11 protein-coding genes are annotated in these 20,512 nt (G+C 59.4%); 7 read left to right on the top strand and 4 right to left on the bottom strand.

From position 1 onward, the window contains the following. Positions 1 to 562: 562 nt before the first annotated feature. The 5 genes from IB264_RS16075 to IB264_RS16055 are packed head-to-tail and all read left to right on the top strand — an operon-like array spanning position 563 to position 8,444. The gene (locus tag IB264_RS16075) at positions 563 to 2,059 is read left to right on the top strand and encodes a class I SAM-dependent DNA methyltransferase (protein WP_210335629.1); all 1,497 of its coding nucleotides are present in this window, start codon (positions 563 to 565) and stop codon (positions 2,057 to 2,059) included. Then, positions 2,056 to 3,558, top strand: a complete 1,503-nt coding sequence (locus IB264_RS16070) for a class I SAM-dependent DNA methyltransferase (RefSeq protein ID WP_192433796.1) — start codon at positions 2,056 to 2,058, stop codon at positions 3,556 to 3,558. The genes IB264_RS16075 and IB264_RS16070 overlap by 4 nt, the downstream gene beginning before the upstream one ends. Beyond that, positions 3,551 to 4,705, top strand: coding sequence for a restriction endonuclease subunit S (locus IB264_RS16065; RefSeq protein WP_192433794.1), 1,155 nt, complete (start codon positions 3,551 to 3,553; stop codon positions 4,703 to 4,705). Before IB264_RS16070 ends, IB264_RS16065 begins: the two co-directional genes overlap by 8 nt. After that, positions 4,702 to 4,902 (top strand): hypothetical protein, encoded by a 201-nt coding sequence (locus tag IB264_RS16060; protein ID WP_192433792.1) that lies wholly within the window; start codon positions 4,702 to 4,704, stop codon positions 4,900 to 4,902. The genes IB264_RS16065 and IB264_RS16060 overlap by 4 nt, the downstream gene beginning before the upstream one ends. Then, positions 4,902 to 8,444, top strand: coding sequence for an HsdR family type I site-specific deoxyribonuclease (locus IB264_RS16055; protein ID WP_192433790.1), 3,543 nt, complete (start codon positions 4,902 to 4,904; stop codon positions 8,442 to 8,444). The genes IB264_RS16060 and IB264_RS16055 overlap by 1 nt, the downstream gene beginning before the upstream one ends. A 14-nt stretch (positions 8,445 to 8,458) precedes the next feature. Here the strand turns inward: IB264_RS16055 and IB264_RS16050 are convergent, their stop codons facing one another. The 4 genes from IB264_RS16050 to IB264_RS35150 form a co-directional block, all read right to left on the bottom strand. Continuing rightward, a complete protein-coding gene (locus tag IB264_RS16050) occupies positions 8,459 to 9,100 on the bottom strand; it encodes a DUF2971 domain-containing protein (RefSeq protein ID WP_192433788.1) in 642 nt (213 codons plus the stop codon). 222 nt (positions 9,101 to 9,322) lie between these two features. Beyond that, complete coding sequence (locus IB264_RS34640) at positions 9,323 to 9,616, bottom strand: hypothetical protein (RefSeq protein WP_375154971.1); 294 nt, start codon at positions 9,614 to 9,616, stop codon at positions 9,323 to 9,325. Between the two features lie 240 nt (positions 9,617 to 9,856). Then, complete coding sequence (locus tag IB264_RS34445; RefSeq protein ID WP_210335628.1) at positions 9,857 to 10,087, bottom strand: hypothetical protein; 231 nt, start codon at positions 10,085 to 10,087, stop codon at positions 9,857 to 9,859. Positions 10,088 to 10,232: 145 nt separating this feature from the next. Further along, positions 10,233 to 10,367, bottom strand: coding sequence for a hypothetical protein (locus IB264_RS35150; protein WP_256435855.1), 135 nt, complete (start codon positions 10,365 to 10,367; stop codon positions 10,233 to 10,235). Positions 10,368 to 10,841: 474 nt separating this feature from the next. Here IB264_RS35150 and IB264_RS16040 point away from each other — a divergent pair, with 474 nt between their 5' ends. Further along, positions 10,842 to 14,252, top strand: a complete 3,411-nt coding sequence (locus tag IB264_RS16040) for an STY4851/ECs_5259 family protein (protein ID WP_210335627.1) — start codon at positions 10,842 to 10,844, stop codon at positions 14,250 to 14,252. 101 nt (positions 14,253 to 14,353) lie between these two features. Then, positions 14,354 to 20,377 carry a DEAD/DEAH box helicase gene (locus tag IB264_RS16035; RefSeq protein WP_246811773.1) on the top strand — a complete coding sequence of 2,008 codons (6,024 nt, stop codon included), beginning with the start codon at positions 14,354 to 14,356 and terminating at the stop codon, positions 20,375 to 20,377. The last annotated feature ends 135 nt before the right edge of the window (positions 20,378 to 20,512 follow it).

Below are 20,512 nucleotides of genomic sequence, written 5' to 3'. Positions count from 1 at the left end.
TATTCGCAGATCATCGACCATCCAACGACCCTGACCGTCGCTACACCCTCGTGAAACAAGTCTATAAGTATTGCGGTTCATTCAGCGGAATGTCTTTGTCGGACCGGTTGAGATTGCGATCGATCCGGCGCACCATTCTTGAGGAGATGTGCGAACTCGGCACATCGAGCGACGTCGCCAAAGCGGCGTTGGGCATCGGCATTTACCAGAGTGCAGTTCCTGAACAGCATTAATGTACGCAACGGTGCGGGCGTGGCTCTACATGCCGAGCTGATCAAGCCCTGTCCTGACCGGTTTCAGTCCATTTCAAAATCCGTCTCGGTGATTCCCCATCGCCCGCAAGAGGAATAACGATAAAGTAGTGGCTTCCTGACATGAAAACTTTCGATTGCGGGACACAACAACGGGAAATCTGTGCAGAGCAGCAGCAGTGTGGATGGTTAATGCGCTGACTGAATTATTCGCAGGAATTCAGGCGTTGGGCATCTAGGAAACACGCTCCGCCTGGCCTACAAATCCGAAACATTATTGCTTGTACGGGAAACGAAATGAGCATCAAGAGTTGAGCGCGCAAGAACTGAAATCTGCTCTTTGGGAAGCGGCGAATGTACTGCGTGGATCCGCCGTCGATCGCACCGATTGGAAGGGTTACATCCTTCCTCTCCTTTTCTTCAAGCGCATCTCCGATGTCTGGGACGAGGAAACGTCCGAAGCCAAGGAAATCTACGGCGACGTCGATCCCTCTCAATTCCCGGAGGCCCACCGTTTCGTGCTTCCGGACGGCAGTCATTGGAATGATGTGCGGAGCTTGGCGTCAAACGTTGGTGCGGCTCTGCAGAAGGCTATGCAAGAGATTGAGCGCGCCAATCCAGACACCCTCTTTCGTGTTTTTGGCTCCGCCGACTGGGGCAACAAAGAGAAGTTCAGTGATGAGCTACTGAAGGACCTGTTTGAAGGGTTTTCAGAGATCCAGCTCGGCAACCAGGCGGTCAGCACCGACGCTCTCGGCGATGCTTATGAATACCTCGTGGGAAAATTCGCTGACGTCACGCGGCGCAACAAGGCCGGCGAGTTCTATACGCCGAGAAGTGTTGTGCGGATGATGGTCGAGATCCTCGATCCTAAGGAAGGTGAGAGCATTTACGATCCCGCCTGCGGTACCGGCGGCATGCTGCTCGGAGCTATCGACCACGTAGTCCGCAAAGGCGGCGATGCCCGCAGATTTTATGGGAAGATCTACGGACAAGAAAAGAACCTCACCACCTCCGCGATCGCGCGGATGAACCTTGTCCTTCACGGGATTGAAGATTTCCAGGTAGCCCGAGAGGACACCCTGCGGAATCCGGCCTTCACCGATTCCAGCACGGGCGGCCTTGCCACCTTCGACTGCGTCATTGCAAACCCTCCGTTCTCACTCAAGGAATGGGGTCGCGATCTCTGGGAGGCCGACCCGTGGGGCCGCGCTATGTATGGAATCCCACCCGAGAGCTATGGCGATTATGCATTCGTCCAGCACATGATCGCTTCCATGGCGCTCACAGGAAACAGCCGCATGGCAGTGGTTCTGCCACAGGGCGCGCTATTCCGGAAGTCGGCCGAAGGTTCCATCCGGCAGGCTCTGCTTGAAAAAGATATGGTTGAGGCTGTTATCGGGCTCGCGCCGAACCTGTTCTACGGCACACAGTTGGCCGGATGCGTCGTTATCCTGCGCCGGCAAAAGCCACCGGAGCGAAAAAACAAAGTCTTGATCATTGACGCCTCTAACCTCTTCCGCAAAGGCCGGGCCCAGAACTTCCTCGATGATGAGCACAGCGACCAGATTGTCTCCTGGTACCGCGCCTTCGAGGATGTCGAGGATCGTGCCAAGGTCGCCATGCTCGACGAGATCAAGAAGGAAGGCTGGACGTTGAATATCTCGCGCTACGTCTTGCCGCCCATCGGTCAGGACATCCCGTCGCTGCCAGAAGCAGTAGAAGCCTTCAAGACTGCGCTGGCAGATGCCCGGGCCGCCGAGGACCATCTGCGTAAGGTCCTCCTCAATGGGGGGTGGCTGCAATGAGTGGACTGACCCAACGCGAACTGGAAAGCTATCTCTGGGGCGCGGCGACACTTCTTCGCGGGCTCATCGATGCCAGCGACTACAAGCAGTACATCTTCCCGCTGATGTTCTTCAAACGCCTGTCCGACGTCTGGGATGAGGATTACCAGCATGCTCTCACGGAGACAGGTGACACAGGCTATGCGACCGACACAGCCAACGACCGTTTCATCATACCGGAAGGCGCGCATTGGAACGACGTACGCGCCGCGCCGCGTGATGTGGGGCGGGCGCTGCTGTCGGCCTTCCTTGCCATCGAGGCCGCGAACCCCGAACGCCTGCAGGGTGTTTTCGGCAATGCCAACTGGACCGACAAGGCCCAGATGCCCGACAACACGCTGAAGAACCTGATCGAGCATTTCTCCAAGCACAACCTCACGCTGGCCGCCGTGCCGGAGGATGAGCTTGGCAACGGCTACGAATACCTGATCAAGAAATTCGCCGACGACAGCGGCCACACTGCGCAGGAATTCTACACCAACCGCACCCTCGTGCATCTGATGGCGCAGATGCTGGAACCCCAGCCGGGCGAAAGCATCTATGACCCGACCTGTGGCACCGGCGGCATGCTGATTTCCTGCCTGGCCGAGGTGAAGCGGCGCGGCGGTGATATCCGCACCACCGGCCTATACGGGCAGGAGCTGATCACCATCACCGCGGCCATTGCGCGGATGAACCTGGTCATCCATGGCGTGGACGATTTCCACATCGCCAGCGACAACACGCTGGCCACGCCCGCCTTCGTGCAGGGCGACCGCCTGCGCACCTTCGATGTCGTGCTCGCCAACCCGCCCTATTCCATTAAGAAATGGAATCGCGGCGCGTGGGAGCAGGATCAGTGGGTCCGCAACTTTCTTGGCACCCCGCCGCAGGGGCGGGCGGACTACGCCTTCTTCCAGCACATCTTGTCCTCGATGGACCCGAAGACCGGGCGCTGCGCGATCCTGTTCCCGCATGGCGTGCTGTTCCGCAACGAAGAGGCCGAGATGCGGAGCAGGTTGGTCGAATCCGACAGGGTTGAATGCGTGCTGGGGCTGGGGCCAGGTTTATTCTACAACTCGCCGATGGAAGCCTGCGTGGTGATCTGCCGGTCGCGCAAGCCCGCAGCGCGTAAAGGGCGCATCCTGTTCATCGACGCAGTAGCCGAGATTGCGCGCGAACGGGCGCAGAGCTTTCTGCGCCCCGAACATCAGGCGCGCATCCTGTCGGCCTATCACGAATTCACCGACGATCCCGGCTTTGCCGCGGTGGCTGATGTGGCCGATGTGCTGGCGGCCGACGGCAACCTGTCGATTGCCCGCCATGTGAAGCGGCCCAGGGCGGCTGCGGCTGCGGGAGGTGCCTCGCTGGCGGCGACATGGGAGGCGTTTGACGAGGAAGGGCGCGACTTCTGGTCGGGTATGGACGCGCTGGTGGATATGCTCGATGGCCTGACGCCTTCGGAGGATGCCGATGCTTGAGCGGCCGATTTCCAAGGCGTGTTGGACGCGCGTGCGGTTCGACCAGATCGCCACCCAGATCAACGACCGAGTCGACAACCCTGCCGAGGCCGGGGTGGAACGCTATGTCGGGCTGGAACACCTCGATCCCGACAGCCTGCGCATCCGCCGCTGGGGCGAACCTACGGATGTGGAATCGACCAAGCTGCGATTCCAACCGGGCGACATCATCTTCGGCAAGCGACGGGTCTACCAGCGCAAGGTGGCGGTGGCGGATTTCGAGGGGATCTGTTCGGCGCATGCCATGGTGCTGCGGGCCAAGCCCGGAGCGGTGCTATTCGAGTTTCTGCCCTTCTTCATGCAGAGCGACCTGTTCATGGAACGGGCTTTGAGCATCTCGGTCGGATCGCTGTCGCCCACCATCAACTGGAAGGCGCTGGCAGCCGAGGAGTTCTTGCTGCCGCCAATCCAGCAGCAGGCGCGGTTGGTGGAAACGCTTACCGCAGTTCAGGCAACGACCGACGAACTCAAGCGACTTGTTGCTGCTGGCGAAGTCCTTATTGAGGCGGCGCTTGCCGATGCGTTTCGTAAGGGTTCAAAGCCGCGGCCACTGGCGGACTGGTGCCACAACCTAATCACCTACGGAATTGTTCAAGCGGGGCCAGATATCCCGGCCGGAACCCCCTATATCCGCGTCTCCGACATGACAGATGTGGAACAACTCTCACTTGAAGGGATGCTTCGCACAAGCCCGGAAATTGCGCACAAGTATCGGCGGTCGATGGTGAGAGCGGGTGATCTGGTCATCGCGCTGAGAGGCCCTGTCGGGCTGACGCATATCGTTCCTCCTTGCCTCGACGGTGCAAATCTGACGCAAGGCACAGCGCGAATTTCAGTAAGCGAGGAAAACTCTACCGAGTATGTTCAATGGGCGCTGCGATCCCCCTTGGTCAAGCACGAGTATTCGTCTCGTGCAAAGGGCTCGACATTCGCCGAAATTAGCTTGGAAGCTCTTCGGAAACTGCCGATCCCCGTTGCTTCTATTGATGAACAACACGCAATTTCCAAGAGGCTGACTACGATTAGTAGTGCGGCGACTTCCGCTCGGGCCAGGTTGCTTGACGCCCAGCGAATTATGTCACGCATTATTTCTCAGGTGGCCGAATGAGCGCGTTCACTGAGTCCAACACCATCGAAGCCCATCTGCACCATCTCCTCGCGGGCGCGGCCTCGGCCCGCCCGGCGCAGTTCGATCCCGGCCTCGTCCGCACGGCCGGCAGGATCGTTGGCTTTAGACACGCCCGAGGGAGTTATCTCTTAGTAGGTCTGCCGGCGGCGATCTCCGGTCGCATGGGGAAGATTTAATGTCGAACCGCCCATCAATCCCTGCCGACACTCAACGTGACCTCATGATTGAATGTGGGCATCGTTGCTGCGCGTGCGGCGAAACGGTATCGCTCGAGAAAGCGCACATCGTCCCGTGGTCTGCCACAAAGGACCATTCATTCGAGAATCTTGTCGTGCTGTGCAGCGTCTGCCACAAGCTTTCCCATGACCAGAAGTGGGATACGAAGACGCTGGAACTTTACAAGAGGAAACCATGGGTGGCCCGATACAAGGGCATTCCATCTGACTTCGGTCCGAAACAGCTCGTAACCCTGAAGCTAGACACCACCAAGGACGACTACGAGAAGGATAAGGAGCGCATTCTTGTCGCGATCGCGGCAGTTATCGACGCTTCGCCGAAGGATGTGCTTACTGTGTCCGTGAAACAGGGCAGCGTTCTTCTGACTGTTGCGGTTCCCGCTGATGGAGCCGGCCGGCTGCTACATTCGGCGGAGACTCAATCTGAGTTACAGGCGCTGTTGGGGTCTATAAAATTGTCTGGGATCGAACCGGGTGCGGACAGCGCATCATACCCGGACGAGCGCGCTCGTCGTATCGCCAGCTTCAATGAAGGGAATACCGTTGAAGCGCATCTGCGCGATATCCTGGCAGGTTCGCCGAACTCACGTCCCCGAGAGTTCGCAGTCGGCCTCGCTCGCGCGGGCGGCAGGATCGCAGGCCTCGGCTGGCATTACGTCGCCCCCGCTGACCTTCCCCGCCAGCCACAAGAGGTGCTAGCCGAATCCTATCTGCGCGACGCGTTGATCCGTCTGAACCCCAACATCGCCGCCAACCCCGGCCGGGCCGATGACGTGCTCTACCGGCTTCGCGCCATCGTCATGGGCGCGCGATCGGACGGGCTGGTGAAGGCGAACGAGGAATTTGCGGCCTGGCTGCTGGGTGAACGCTCAATGCCCTTCGGCGCGAATGGCGAACACGTCACCATCCGCCTGATCGATTTCGAGGATATCGAGAAGAACAGCTTCGTCGTCACCCAGCAGTTCGTCATCCGCGCCGGCAAGACCGAAAAGCGCGCCGATCTGGTTCTACTGGTCAACGGCATTCCGCTGGTGCTGATCGAGGCCAAGACGCCGGTGCGGTCCAGCCAAAGTTGGCTCGACGCCGCATTGCAGGTGCATGACGATTACGAACGCAACGTGCCGGAGCTGTTCGTGCCCAACGTCTTTTCGGTGGCGACCGAGGGCAAGGAGTTCCGCTACGGCTCGGTCCGGATGCCTGTGGACATGTGGGGCCCTTGGCGTGACGGCGACGGGCCTCAAACGATGGGTGCGGTAGAAAAGGCCGCCACCTCGATGCTGCGACCAGCGATGGTGCTCGACATGCTCGACAGCTTCACGGCCTTCGCCACGCAGAAGGGCAAGCACCGCATCAAGATCATCGCCCGCTATCAGCAGGTGGACGGTGTCAACAAGATCGTCGCGCGGGTGGTGGCGGGTCAGCCACGCAAGGGGCTGATCTGGCACTTCCAGGGGTCGGGCAAGTCGCTTCTGATGCTGTTCGCCGCGCGCAAGCTGCGGCTGCACCCGGCGCTGAAGAATCCAACGGTGCTGATCGTGGTCGACCGGATCGACCTCGACAGCCAAATCTCCGGCACTTTCTATGCTGCCGACATGCCCAACATGGTGCGCACGGAAAGCCGCAAGGAACTGGCCTATCTGCTGGGCAAGGACGCGCGGAAGGTGGTGATCACCACGATCCACAAGTTCGCCGAGGCGGATGGAGTGCTGAACGACCGCGACAACATCATCGTACTGGTGGACGAGGCGCATCGCACGCAGGAAGGCGATCTGGGCCGCAAGATGCGCGAGGCGCTGCCGAACGCGTTCCTGTTTGGCCTGACCGGCACCCCGATCAACCGCGCCGACAAGAACACCTTCTACGCCTTTGGCGCCGATACGGACGAAGGCGGCTACATGAGCCGCTATGGCCTCAACGACTCGATCCGTGACGGCGCGACAAAAGAGCTCCATTTCGAGCCGCGTCTGGTGAACCTGCACATCGACCAGCAGGCCATCGAGGACGCCTATGCGGAACTGACGCAAGGCCTGACCGACGACGACAAGGATCGGTTGGGCAAGGCCGCGGCCAAGATGTCTATCTTGGTAAAATCGCCCGAGCGCATCCGCGCTATATGCAGTGACATCGCCAAGCACTTCCAGGAGAGAGTCGCTCCGAATGGTTTCGGCGCGCAGGTGGTGACTTTCGACCGGGAAAGCTGCCTGCTCTACAAACAGGAACTTGACCGACTCCTGCCGCCAGAAGTGTCGGACATCGTGATGTCCGTGAACAGCGGCGAACCGGAGTATGCACCTTATAAGCGCGACCGAGATGCAGAAGAAAAGCTGCTCGACCGTTTCCGGGATCCGAAGGATCCGCTGAAGATCATCATTGTGACGTCGAAGCTGCTTACCGGCTTCGACGCACCAATTCTCCAGACGATGTACTTGGACAAGCCGCTACGCGACCACACGCTTTTACAGGCAATCTGCAGAACGAATCGCCCGTACGGCGAACAGAAGACGCATGGCCTGATTGTCGATTACCTCGGTATATTCGATGACGTCGCGCAAGCCCTGCAGTTCGATGAAGAGGGGATGAAGAAGGCGGTGTCGAATATCGCCGAACTGATCAATGCTCTCCCGACCGCGCTCCAGAAATGCCTCGCCTACTTCGCGGATGTGGACCGCAGTCTCGCAGGGTATGAGGGCCTGATCGCCGCGCAGGAATGCATCCCGAACAACGACCTGCGCGATGCCTTCGCAGCCGATTTCAGCGTTCTGGCACGGATTTGGGAGGCGCTGTCTCCGGATCCGGTGCTGACGCAGTATGAGACCGACTATCGCTGGCTGGTGCAGGTCTACGAATCCTTGAAACCTTCGACCGGAACCGGAAGGCTCCTCTGGCACCGATTGGGTGCGAAGACGATTGAGCTGATCCATGAAAACGTCCATGTGGACGCCGTTCGCGATGATCTCGACACCCTAGTCCTGGATGCCGATCTGCTAGAGGCCGTTCTCGGCAACCCGGACCCCGAGAAAAAGGCCAAGGAAATCTCGATCAAGCTGGCGGGTCGACTGCGGAAGCATGCGGGAAACCCAAAGTTCAAAGCTTTGGGCGAGCGTCTCGAAGATCTGAGAAACCGGCACCAGCAGGGTCTGCTCCTGTCGATAGACTTCCTGAAGGAGCTTCTGTCGCTGGCGAAGGACGTGGTGAAGACCGAACGCGAATCGCCCGAGGAAGAGGACATCGATCGCGGCAAGGCGGCCCTCACGGAGTTGTTCGAAGAGGCGCGGAACGGCGACACGCCCGTCATGGTCAAGCGGGTCGTGGACGACATCGACGAGATTGTGCGTGCAGTTAGATTCGATGGCTGGCAGGCGACGCACGCCGGAGAGCGCGAAGTAAAGAAAGCGCTCAGGCAGACTCTATTTCGGTATAAGCTACATCAAGACGCAGATCTGTTCGAGCGCGCATATGTGTACATTCGGGAATACTACTGAGAATCCCAATTATATCAGGGGGCCACGGGCACTGCGACACGCCCCGTCAGCTTCTTCCATTGAGGGTTGTCGATTAAGGTGGACCTTGAGACTTTCAAGCGACTACATCCCTGAATAGATCTCAGAGACTCCCTGACTGCGTGTACCAAGCATGGTGCGAGCCAGGGACTAAGCGTGATCCGGACGATTGCGTCGAGTGCGACAGGAACGTCGTAAGTTTCTTTCTCGAGTTCCTTGGCACTGTAAACTGCGCGATATTCGCTTTCGTCACCATAGGGCCAGCGCTTCATAAACGGCAGCCGATCTACGACCACGTCGCTCATTCTGGATACGTTCCGCAAGTACTCATACTCAACGTATTGGTGCTGGACGCCGGCCGCGTCGAATGCCGCTCGCAATTTCTCGGCGTCGAACTCGATACAAACACCATCGGCCCCGTGGGAAAAGACACGCCAGTGATGATACGTTTCCTCTCTGACTGCGAGGCAGAGCGCCAGAAGACTCTTCAGGTCCTTCAGTCTCTTGTACTCGGACATAAAGAAGGCATCGTTCTGGTCGTCCCACGTTTCTGGACTCAACAACGTGAGACATCGGTTGCGGAGGATGTGCAGCGTGGCAGCCAAATTCGTGTAACGCCGGAAGTGTCTTTCAGTCATTTCCTCTACCCTCGCGGAGCAATGATCGCGCTCTTATCTCGTCCATTGTGCCGAGTATGTCATTGCCAACCTCAAGTGTCGCCTCGATGCGGATGGCGTTGACTACGTTGCGGTAAAGGATCGGCACCATCTTGTCGATCCGTGCAACTGCCTCGGTCGTAGTCAGCGTGACCGCCTTCTGGTTCCTAACTCTCGTCCCTCGCCCTTCGCCTCCCCGGTCTCTCATGGGAAGAACTCGCGGACCCGTATGAACGGTTTCCGCTCCTCACTCGCCCTGCGTACCTTCGCAGCGATGACCTCATCGAGCGACAGGCGACGGCTTAGGACATCATGGATATCGAGACCGTCCATCATGATCACCCGCCTTGCGGTGAACGCCGCCAGGCCATCCGGGGTAAAACCAGAGTATGAAATGAAAACGCCTCTTGTACCCTCCAAGCGATCGCCGACCTTATCCTGAAAGGACCTCAGTACCGAAGCATCGCTCTGCGCATTCCGCCACTTGGCCTCAACCAGGTATGTCGAGGATCGATGGTAAAGCTGCCATCGATCTGCTCTCCCCTTAGTCTGAAGGAACCCCTAGCTTCCAAACCCCACGCATCGAACCAGTCCTTCAGAAATCGTTCAAACGCATAGCCCCGCGCCTGCGCTGCGTGGTCCATCGAGATCAAGTCGTTGAGGTTGGCTTCACGGAAGCAGTCACGCCCGCATCGAACGTCTTGAGCGGGCGGCCTCCAAGCCTCTCGATCACCGCACTCAGGCGCGCCCGCGAGTCGGGTCGGCTGTCTGAGCGACCTCCAAGAAGCGCCTGAACCTCTTCCCTTTCGAACCGCCATGCGTGGCATAAATTTCGTCGTTGATATCTACGCCGATGTCCTGGCTGAAGGAGGTGTCGAATCTGCTGTTGCTGAAATCGAGCACGTAACCGCCATACATCCCGAAGATGCTGTCTATGAGCTTCATTTCCACTGTGGGAAGGGTTGGCATCTCAGGTCACGTCGATGATTCGGGACATGATACAACCGCAAAGGTTGTTGTGACCAATTGACCGATTGCGAAGACCGGCGCGAACGTATTCCTCCAACCTTACGCAAGCCCCTCCCGATTCAACATCGGGGACGTGCGATGTTCCTCACGTCTCGTTGCTGCCATTCTGATCAGCCCTGATCGCGAAGTAGTTATCGCGCACCTCCTCAAGTTGGGCGTGAGCGCTCCCGTCGACGATGATCGTGTCACTGCGGTAGGTCCGAAAGGTTTTTGAGATCATCACCAGCCACCATCCAGATGCCGACTACATCCACGTGTTTCCGGCCATTCCTGTTTCGGCTGAGATCTAGCTGGGTCGGATGTGGATGCCGAAAGCCCATCTCCCCATGCGAATTTACGACCACAACAGGACCCTGGGTGGATCTCGATCCACCCTCGATAGCGTGCACGGAGCATGAAACATCAGACTGCTCCTGCCCACCTTCAGGTCGGCGTGGATGCTCAAGGGAAACGGAGCACCGCCCAAGCATCAAACGGCGGAGTACGGCTGCGACAGTTCAATCTCGCTCAGGCGTGATTCCAATCACGCCCTCGTTTCCAGCCCCGATCGAAAACCCCTGCTCCCATTCATTTTCTGCCGGCAGGAGTTGCTGTCATCATTGATGAAGCATAGCGTGTAGGGCGAGGAATCGCCTCAAGGATTCAACTTGTAATAACAATTGCTCGGTAGGATTCGGTGGCGGATGGGGGAACGATGCGCCTGTGGCAATATACAGATCAAGCGTTACGTGCCGAGTTTGAGAGAAGTCGGGGTAACCTGAGCCGCCTAGCGGAAATCAGCGAAGTATTGAAGGCCCGTGAGACCGACGCCGCTCTCGAACTCCACTGGCAGGTCGTTGCTGAGCTGAGGAAGCTTCGCAAGACTATGCCAGTTTCGAAACCGAGCGATCCTGTGGTCCGCTGGCTCTCCACCTATCTATTTAAGAGAGCGCTCAAAGCACCCGACGGCCGGCAGCTTCACCGCTACAGGATGACTGACACCGAATACCTCGAAGCGCAGGAGCTGCTGCGCACTTCGAAGGCGAGAATCTTACGCGAGGATGGATCTGCAGCGGCACTGTTCGTCGTCTTCTGTGCCGAGTGGTTCCGTCGTGAGTCCACGACCTTGTTCCTGAAATGGGACGCCCTTAACCTGGATGTCTTGACCAACGTCCCTCACGACGTCCGACGACACCTCTCGGAACAAGGCCTGAAGTACTGGAAGCGCCCTCTCCTAAGATTCGACGGCGGTCGAGAATTCCTGCTTTCGCTTGCTGTGGAAGGTGGAATTTCGGCACATGTAATCGCAGACGGCGGGTCAAGCTGGCTCTCGGACTATCTTCGAAACATCATGCGTTTCTCGCTAATGGACGCCAACGCGGATCACGTCAAAGGATTCGCCCATGACATGTCCTGGATGGTCCGCAAGTCCTACAGGCAGGAAGGATTCGTCGACCTCTGCACGGAGCTCGTACTGACGTTGGTCGACTGGCGTCGAACGGTGGAGACCGCGCCCGCAGGAGTCGATCCTGTAGCCTTCCTCGACGCGCAGAGCCCCGAATGGAAGTCCACGCTACCCATATTCATCCCCACGAATGACGAACAGATCGCGCGTCGGCTTTTGGGCGGTCTGCTGGTCGAGAAGGCGGAAGCTGGAACGGCAGGGAGCGGGGTCGGTGCCGAACGCTATCTTGTTCTCGACGGGGACGTATGGCGCCCTGCGCTGCTGCTGAAGGCGCGCGGCGACATTCCCGCCGGCAAGCTCCCCTGCGTTTCCTCAAAAGGACGATGGAAGGCGGGTCCGTCTGGCAAGCTGGCTGACTTCCTTCCAAGCCAGGTGGCGCTCTTCGAGCCGCCCACCGAATTTGAGAAGACATGGCGCGTGCGCCCGACGACGCCGCTTGACAGAGTGCTCGTAGGATTTGAGTTCAACCAAGGCGTCGTCGTCAATCTTTCGTGCGGATCGGAAGTTCAGTCCTTCGCATGGCCCGGTGGTTCGCCTGTCGTAGCGAAAATCATGGCATTCGTCGCAGACGGTTCGGGCGACCAGACCGCGCCGAGGAGACTTCGCCTCGCCAAGACGGGGTCCGCGAGCCTGCCCGCGCCGACAGTCTACGTGCTCGCACCAGCGGACTGGATCGCAACCACGGAGGAAGGAACTGCTGTTGCAGAGACCTGGCCGGCAGCAGGCAAGACCGTCGTCCACGTCGTCACTGGCACCACCTACTTCCAAAAGCCTGATGCATCGATCGGCGAGCGGTACAGGATAGAGGCCGGCAAGGACGAACGGCAAGAAAGTCTCGCGCTATCGGCTGCAGACACCTCCCTGCTTCAGCCTGCTGACGAGATCGAGATATTCGAAGGGTTGGTCACGATCGAGATCAGTTCGCAGACCGGCGTGCGCCAGATCCGTCCAAATGAAGTCCTGATCCGTCAGCCAGGCGGATCATGGACGCCAGTCAAGGAGCGTCGATTATCGCGCCTCGGCGTCTTCGACATTTCCTGGCGCGATCCGATCGCTGACATACAGCTTGAGCGAAGGCGTATCGCGATCGTGCCAGTCGGCGCGCGGCTGCATGGCAGGATGACCAGTGCTACCGAAGCACAGATCATCCAAGAGAACTTTGACGGATGGAGCATCGGACTGGGATCTGGCGACATCGCGGCTCGAAACGTGCGCGATGGGGAATACCGCCTCTCGTTCGCCGGGCGTCCCCGGTATCGGGTCGAGGCAGTTCTTCGTGCTCCGGAAGGCCAGCCGTTTAAGGTGTCCGTGCCGATAAAGAGCCGGTTGGCCTCTGTCATTTCCAGCGACGGCGAGATCGTCCAGCCTGGCCAGGAGATCGATGTGACCGTCCTTAGAGGAGCAATTGCAGAGTCTTCTTCGAAGGCCACGCTCACGCTCACTCCTCGGAATGAACGATCGAGTTCCCTTCAATTCAGCTTCACTGGAGAAATACCGCTATCCGTCTTGAAGCCGGTCGTCGAAGAACTGATGGCGCGTATCAGCGATCAGGACGCCGTCCTCGACATGGACTTTATCGGAGACGCTAGAACGTCGATCAGATTGAAGCGATATCGATACCCCTCTCTTCGCTACCGCGACGGACTCGTCGTCCTTGACCGGACGCTGCCGTCGGACCCTGTCGTGCGTATGATCCTGCGGCCGACCGAAGAGCACGCGCTGAACTCCCATGGAGATGGAACGTTCGCGCTTCCTCATTTCTGCGAGGGTCCGTGCCTTATCTACGTCCGGGATGGCCCGGACGTCGTGTCGAGACCGCTTCTAGTGATCCTTCCCGCGAGCGAGGCGAACGGCTCTGTCCTCCGAACGGCCCTGTTCTCGCCCGACACTAAGTCGAGGACTACAGCCTTTACCGAAGCACTCGCCGAGTTCGAGGCTGGGACGCTGGCGGCTGAAGACGTAAAATATCTACTCGACCTCGCCAGCAACCTGAATGGTCTTCCTGCCGCAGCCTTCGACGTTCTCAAAGTCATGGCCCGCCGGCCGCAATCGTTGCTACGTCTGCTGTTCAAGGCTAAAGACGATGCGCAGAGACAAGCGATATGGGGCCTGCAGGATCAGTTGCCCTTCCTCTGGCTCGCACTCCCTTCGAAGGCCTGGCGGGACACGCTCGTTTCCGAGAGAGATGAGTTCGAGCGGGCGCTGTCGTTCGTATCCCTACCGCCGGAAAAGCTTGTCGAGCTACTTGCCGGCCACTTTCAGAGCTTGCGCATTGCTCTCCTCTCGATCGAACCTGCACTGACCGCGGTGTTGGACGCCACTCGCGCGCAGTTGCAGCCCGCATTGGACATCGTGCTGATGGAGTACGTCCGCGACCAGCACCTCTACGATGACGAGGCGGCGGATCGGAAGGTCGGACGCAATCCGGTGCTGGAACTTCTGTCGCAGTCCTCGATCCGCCTTCCGGTCGAGTTCGACAACCACAGCGTGGCCGAGTTCGAGGGAATCGCGGTCCCCGCGTTCCTTGCAGCCGCTGCGACCGGCAAGATTGCTTCAAGCAGTCTTTCCGATATCGTAGTGCGCCGGACGCTTCGCGAGCATGGCCGGTACATCTCCTTTGCCTACCCGCACCTTTTACGTTTTTACGAGGCCCTTTCTTGAAGCCCTTTCATACGCTTTCCGCTATTCGTCGCAGATCAGCCGAAGCAATCATCGCGCAGTCCGGGATTAGAGACGTAGCGCTCGCCGATCATATGAGGCGCATGTTCGGCTCCGACTCGTCAGACACGGGCGCCCTTCTACAGCAGCCGGTCATCGAGGGGTCTCATCCTTATGTCACGGCCAAAGAAACGATGGCCGACGTCGAAGCGTCCGTGCTTCATCCCCGTTTCGTTTCGATGCTGGATGAAATTCCCGAACCCAACGACTACCGGTTTCCCAAGAGCCGCCGCCCGTTTGCCCACCAGTTGAAAGCCTGGGAACACCTCGCGAGCAGCGCCTCGCCCCAGTCCGTGCTGGTCACGTCCGGTACGGGTTCGGGCAAGACCGAGTGCTTTCTCTTTCCGATTCTGAGTGACCTTGTCCAGCAGCTCGATACGACGACGACGCCTCTCGAAGGCGTCCAAGCGATCATGCTGTATCCGTTGAACGCGCTGATCGAGAGCCAGCAGGAGCGTCTTTCCGCGTGGACGACGCCGTTTGCCGGAAGAATCAGGTACTGCCTCTACAACGGCAACCTCCCTCAATCGGAAAAGAACTCGGTGCGTCGCGAGACGCCCGAGAAGCTTCGGGATCGCGAGCAGCTACGTGCAAGCCCTCCACCGATTCTGGTCACGAACATCACAATGCTCGAATACATGCTCGCCCGTACGGACGACCAGCCCATCATCGAGAGGTCCAAAGGAAAGCTGAAGTGGATCGTTCTCGACGAAGCTCACTCGCTGGTTGGCGCCGCAGCGGCCGAGATCGCACTGTTGCTGCGCCGCGTCCTCCTTGCTTTCGATTGCAAGCCTGAAGAAGTTCATTTCGTGGCGACCTCTGCAACGATCGGCAGCGGTGACGACATCCAATCCCAGCTCAAGCGGTTCCTCGCCGACGTGGCAGGGATCGAACATGCGAACGTCAATGTTGTCGAAGGTCACCGCCAGCTTCCTGGCCGTCCTGCAAAACGCGCCAGGATCACGGACGTCGAGCCCCTTTTCGACGCCCGTCCTGATGAGCGGTACGAAGCTCTTGCGGGCGATGATCGCGTATGGAGCTTCATTTCGGAAAGACTGTTCAAGGAACCGCTGACACTCGCTGAATTCGAACGTTCCGCGCAGACGCTGGGGCTCGATGCGGAACGATATCTTACGTTACTATCGAGTGCGGTGAGGCCGCATCCAGAGTCGAAGGGCGACGAGGAGCGACTGGCGCCTGTGAGGGTGCACAGCTTCGAAAGAGCGATACCCGGCCTCTGGGCCTGCGTTAACAGCGGCTGCCCGGCGTCTCCCGCCGATTGGTCGTTCGGTGCAGTATATCTCGATCGCTGCGACTCCTGCCCCGCATGTAGCGCTCCCGTCCTTGAGATCGTGAGCTGCTCGGAGTGCGGCGAAGTCCTTCTGGAAGCGGAAGAGCTTTCGAACGACCGTATCCGTTCCACACGCCGCGACCTCGACAAGGACGAGTTCGAGCTCGAGGCCACCAGAGATGACGACGGCATGGGCGATGATGTCGACGCCGATTTGGCGGAAGAGGGCGAGAGCCTGGCGGAGATCGTAGCTACCGAGATTCTAATCGGCCCGGCCTCTGGTCCCGAGTTTCGGGCTTTGCACCTCTCCCGGATCGATTGGACCATAGAGGCCGTCGAGTCCGCGGATTCGGTCTCGATGTACTCTGCGTTGAAGCTGGATTCCTGTCCCTGCTGCCAGACGAACGCTGCCAAAGACGTCGACAGGCTGCTGCGTCCGATCCGTTTCGGCGCGCCATTCATGATAACGAATGCGGCGCCAATCCTGCTCGAAGGCGTGGATCCCGAGACGACCAGAGAAACAGCGCCGTCTCAAGGCAGACGTGTCCTGTCCTTCACCGACAGCCGACAGGGTACTGCGCGCATGTCGGCGAAGATCCAGGCGGAAGCCGAACGAAATTTCGTTCGCTCGTTCGTCTTTCACACTGTTCAGCACTCATTAGGATCCGGAAGCACGGTTGACACTACTGATATCGAGAACACGATCGCCGGTCTGGAAGCAGCATTGGCTCTTTCTCCGAACGCAGTCTTGCAAGGTCTCCTCGATAAGGAGAGACAGGCGCTCGCCGATACGAACAAGCCGTCTCTCGGCGGTATTGCATGGGACGACATGGTCACCCGACTTTCGCAGCGTAAAGAAGTCGCTGAGTGGGTCAAGGAAGTCTGGCAGCCGCGCGATCCGGAGCTGTTCCACGACAGCAGGAAGCTCGCCGAATTCCTTCTGCTCCGCGAGTTCGCGAGACGTCCTCGTACCGCGCTCTCCCTGGAAAGCCTGGGGCTCGCCAGACTTCGGTTCGCAGCCATCGACAGCCAGACTGTCGTACCGCCCGCGTTTGCCCGCTACGGAAAGGGCGTCGAAGACTGGCAGGCGTTCCTTTATGCGATCACGACGTTCTTCCTACGCGCCAATGCTGCCGTCGCGATCGACGAGGGCGTCATGCATTGGATCACTCCGAGAGCGAGGATTCGATCCTTACGCGCTCCCGGACGAACCACGGATGGCGACCGCCGATACCTGGCATGGCCGATGGTTCCGAAGAACCCATCCAATCCTTCCACGCCTCAGATGCTCTTGATGAACGGCTTGGGATTGGATCCGTCAAGGCCAGATCACCGCGCCGATTTCGAAGAGATCTTCGATAGGGCTTGGAACCAACTGCAGGCGGTTCTAAACAATAATCCAGACCACCCAGCCTTGGATTTGCGCAAGGCCCACATCGCCCCTCTGTTGGACGGGTTCTTCTGCACACTGACGCGCAGGATCGTCGACATCGCTCCTTTCGGTGCGAGCCCGCTTGTGAGGGCTTCGAGGCACTTGGCCCGACGCCTGGCGGAGCCGAGGAAGCTGCCTACCCTGCCATCGATCCTTCTAGGCGACGTCGATTTCGAGGAAGGCCGGCAGGCGATCCGCGACTGGCTCGAGAGTTCCGACAAGGTGAAGGAGCTGCGCGCCGACGGTGCCTGGAACAACATTTCGGACCGTGTCGCTCTGTTCGCCGAATATTCTCGTTCGGCAGAGCATTCGGCGCAGCAGGACGCTTCTGTTCTTCATCACTACGAAGGACAGTTTAAGGCCGGGGCGATCAACATACTGAATTGCTCGACGACGATGGAGATGGGCGTCGACATCGGATCGGTATCGACAGTCCTGATGACGAACGTTCCGCCGTCGGTAGCCAACTACAAGCAGCGGGTGGGACGCGCGGGCCGCCGTAGACAGCCATTCTCGCTCGCCTTCACGTTCTGCCGGGACAGGCCGCTCGACCGCGAGGCGTTCAATTCGCCGGCACGATATCTTGCCCGCAGTCTGGCCGCGCCGAAGGTGGCCCTGAGCAGCCGGCCAATCGTACAGCGACACGTGAACGCATTCCTGCTGAGGCGCTTCATGCTCGAGCGCGGTGGCAACGCGATCAAGATGGAGATCGGGGCGTTCATGGGCACGCCGGCGGTGGTCGGTGAAAACCGACCCCTTGTCGACCAGCGACCGATCGCGGCTTTTTGCGAGTGGCTCGCGCTGCCGTCGACGGAAGGCGCGGTGGAGAAGGATCTTTCAAGCCTCGTTAGGCACTCGGTTCTCGAAAGCCAGTCCGATCTCGTCGAAAGCTGCCTCGAGATCGCAACCGTCCTCGAGACGGGCTTCGTGAACGAATGGACGGGACTGCAGGCTCTGGCCAAGGACGAAGGAATCAAGGAGGCGGCGAAGGGGAGGATGGCGTTGGAGCTGAAGCGGCTGTGCCAGGAGTTCCTTCTGAGCGCACTCGCCGACCGCGGCTTTCTTCCCGGTCACGGCTTTCCAACCGGCGTCGTCACATTTGTCCCGCACAAGGCGAAGACCAGCGAGCCGCAGGATGGACGGCGGACAACGCGGCTTGTTGGGCCGCAACGTTCTCTCGACCTCGCCATCCGCGACTATGCTCCCGGCTCCGAGATTGTACTCGACGGTCTGGTGCATAAGTCGGCCGGCGTGCTCCTCAACTGGAAGCGACCCGCAAGCGAAGAGAACGTGCGGGAAGTCCAGAGCCTAAAGTTCCACTGGGTCTGCCAGACCTGCGGCACGAGCGACACGGGCCGGGAGTTCGTCCCTGAATGCCCGGTCTGCGCCGGAGCGGTCAAGAACGACCAGTATCTCCGGCCGGCCGGGTTTTCGGTCGACGCGCGAGATAAGGCCCACGCGGAGACGGACATCATCTCTTACGTGCCGCCCGAGGAGCCGAGCGTTTCCGTCCGCGCGAGCGCATGGACGTCGCTGCCCATTCCAGATCTCGGTCGGTTCAGAAGCACAAGGGAAGGATCAGTCTACTACAGCAATCGGGGACAGTCGAAGAACGGCTATGCCCTTTGCCTACATTGCGGACGCGCGGCACCCGATCACGAAAACCTTGAGAACGGCGATCCCAATCCTGATCTGCGGTCGCCGCTCCAGCTCCATCTTCCGCTGAGGTGGAAGAAGGGAGAGAGCCGGATGTTCTGCGAAGGCAACGACAGTTCTTGGGCGATCAAGCGAAATCTGGAGCTTGGCTACGAAATCACGACGGACGTTTTCGAACTGCAACCTTCCGCTCCCTTGAGTAGGGCCGCGGCGACCGCGCTCGTCATAGCCTTACGCGAAGGGATCGCTCGCGACCTCGGCATCGAAGCCGACGAGATGGGTTTCGCGACGCAGAACTGGGAAGGTACCCTCGCCCAGCGCGTCCGGTCGATGCTTTTATTCGACCGCGCGGCAGGCGGCGCTGGGTTCTCATCCGCGATACCCGCGCGGCTGCCGACGGTGCTGCGAGAGGCTCGGGCGGTCCTAAACTGCTCCAATCCTGGATGCATGACAGGATGCGCGGCATGCGTCCTGGTGTCCGACGCTCCGTTCGAGGAAGGAAAGCTCGATCGAAGCGCTGCTCTGAAATTCCTTGACGCGCATCTCTCGTTGAACGACGCCCTTCCGGACGACGAGCGTTTTGCAGAGGACGCCGTTCTCTCCACGTCCGCCCTGGATGAAGTCAACCGGCTTCTCATCGACTCGGCGAAGCCCGTCGTGCATGTCTTCCTTCCCGAAACGACGGACGCCGGACTGTTATCCGAATGGGCGGCACTGACTCAGTTCGCAAAGTGGCACTCGCAGGGACACGACGTTCGTTTCGTCGTCCCGGACGTCGCTCTGCGTGCCTATGACGGCGCAAGAAAGCTGGCGCTCTACGACCTCGGACAGCGGTTCAATAGGACCGGCGGCGCGTTCCCGATCCTTTCTGGAACCACGACGACGGCGGCCAATGGCGCGGTCGCTGGCATTGCCGTGACCTCGGGATCGAGAACTACAGCGTGGGCGTCGAGAGATCTGTCGTCCTGGCTTCCAGGAGCGAGCTGGGGCGAGCCGGCGACGAGGCCGGTCGTAAAGGCGACAGTAGACTGGGCGCCCTCGCCCACGTCGATAGACAAGAAGTCCCTGCTCCCATCGGCGGCGTCGAAATACGACCAGATCGAGAACGAGCTTGATCGGGCGCTGACGATCTTCGGCGGCAGCATGGCTTCAAGGATTCGAGGTCTTCTTGAGGACCTGGGAATCCCGAAGACGACCACGATCGAGTCCATCGTTTACAGCGACCCCTACGTGAAGTCGCCGTTGGTGGCGAAGATGTTCGTCGACACGGTTTCGGCTCTGACCAAAGGGGCGACCCCTCGTCGTGTTGTCGAGCTGCTGACTGGAGATCAGCCGGGAAACAAGCCGGGAATGCAGAACTCGATATCGAACGACTGGCGGGACGGTACGATCGCCGAAGCGGTCTTGAAGGAGTACGCTAAGAAGAAGGACGTTGACGTCCGCGTCACGTTCAAACGCGTCGCCCACGGCCGTTACATGCACCTCCGGTTCGACGGCGGCAAGTCTGCAACGATCGTGTTTGATCAGGGTTTCGGCGCATGGAAGACGGCTGGAAACGGTGCGTCGTCGTCGGCCCGGTTCGACTTCCGTGACTCTGCCGTAAGGCAGGCGGACGCGATGAGCAGATCGAGCGCGATGGTTAGCAAGAGCGGTCACGGCCCGACGTATCTCGTCGCCAACATCGACTAGGGGGGCCAGACGCCAGCGGTCGCCAGCCACGTGATTAAGGCACTACATTGTCTATGATTTCATTGGTGGCTTTTGCGGCATGTAAGTGGGCTCTCAGTCGCGGAAGAACTTCTCGAAGGACTGGAAGTCCCGGAC

This window comes from Ensifer sp. ENS11, from assembly GCF_014851895.1.
In the GTDB taxonomy this organism is placed as follows: Bacteria; Pseudomonadota; Alphaproteobacteria; order Rhizobiales; family Rhizobiaceae; genus Ensifer; species Ensifer canadensis.
The sequence above is the reverse complement of the archived record's forward strand: the minus strand, read 5'-3'. Positions and strand labels throughout refer to the sequence as shown.

Coding starts and splice junctions, on each gene's coding strand:
- IB264_RS16070 (WP_192433796.1), top strand. CDS start 2,056: ATGAGTGGACTGACCCAACGCGAACTGGAAAGCTATCTCTGGGGCGCG.
- IB264_RS16065 (WP_192433794.1), top strand. CDS start 3,551: ATGCTTGAGCGGCCGATTTCCAAGGCGTGTTGGACGCGCGTGCGGTTC.
- IB264_RS16060 (WP_192433792.1), top strand. CDS start 4,702: ATGAGCGCGTTCACTGAGTCCAACACCATCGAAGCCCATCTGCACCAT.
- IB264_RS16055 (WP_192433790.1), top strand. CDS start 4,902: ATGTCGAACCGCCCATCAATCCCTGCCGACACTCAACGTGACCTCATG.
- IB264_RS16050 (WP_192433788.1), bottom strand. CDS start 9,100: ATGACTGAAAGACACTTCCGGCGTTACACGAATTTGGCTGCCACGCTG.
- IB264_RS34445 (WP_210335628.1), bottom strand. CDS start 10,087: ATGCCAACCCTTCCCACAGTGGAAATGAAGCTCATAGACAGCATCTTC.
- IB264_RS35150 (WP_256435855.1), bottom strand. CDS start 10,367: ATGATCTCAAAAACCTTTCGGACCTACCGCAGTGACACGATCATCGTC.
- IB264_RS16040 (WP_210335627.1), top strand. CDS start 10,842: ATGCGCCTGTGGCAATATACAGATCAAGCGTTACGTGCCGAGTTTGAG.
- IB264_RS16035 (WP_246811773.1), top strand. CDS start 14,354: ATGTTCGGCTCCGACTCGTCAGACACGGGCGCCCTTCTACAGCAGCCG.